General features: G+C 72.5%; 1 protein-coding gene. It reads right to left on the bottom strand.

Features of this window, described 5'->3' with window-relative positions:
• A partial coding sequence (locus RM779_RS33280) for an acyltransferase domain-containing protein (RefSeq protein ID WP_311621536.1) occupies positions 1-406 on the bottom strand: 406 nt, incomplete at its 3' end.
• Positions 407-477 lie beyond the last annotated feature (71 nt).

Raw genomic sequence — 477 nt, 5'->3', positions numbered from 1 at the left:
CCACAAACCCCGACAACGCCCGCCCACACTCCTCCAACGCCTCCCGAAACACCGGAAACACCCCAGCCAACTCCACACCCATCCCCACCCACTGCGCCCCCTGACCAGGAAACACAAACACCGGACGAGCCGGAGTCCCCCTGCGGCCGCTCACGACGTTGCCGGCCGGCTCTCCCGCCACCACCCGCGACAGACCCTCCATCAACTCCTCGCGCCCGGTGCCCACCACGACCGCGCACCGCTCGAGCGCGGCTCGGGTGGAGACCAGCGACCACGCCACCTCGTCAGGAGCCAGCTCAGGCCGCGCTTCGACGAACTCCCGCAGCCGCGCCGCCTGCGCCCGCAACGCACCCTCGTCCTTACCCGAGAGCACCCACGGCACCACACCACCCGGCAGCCCGGCCACGGACCGGACCTCGCCGGCAGGCCCGGCGGCACCGGCCGCCTCCGCGCCCTCCGTCCCATCGAAGGACTCGA

The organism is Streptomyces johnsoniae (assembly GCF_031845565.1).
GTDB lineage: Bacteria > Actinomycetota > Actinomycetes > Streptomycetales > Streptomycetaceae > Streptomyces > Streptomyces johnsoniae.
This window is presented reverse-complemented; position numbering and strand designations above follow the sequence as displayed.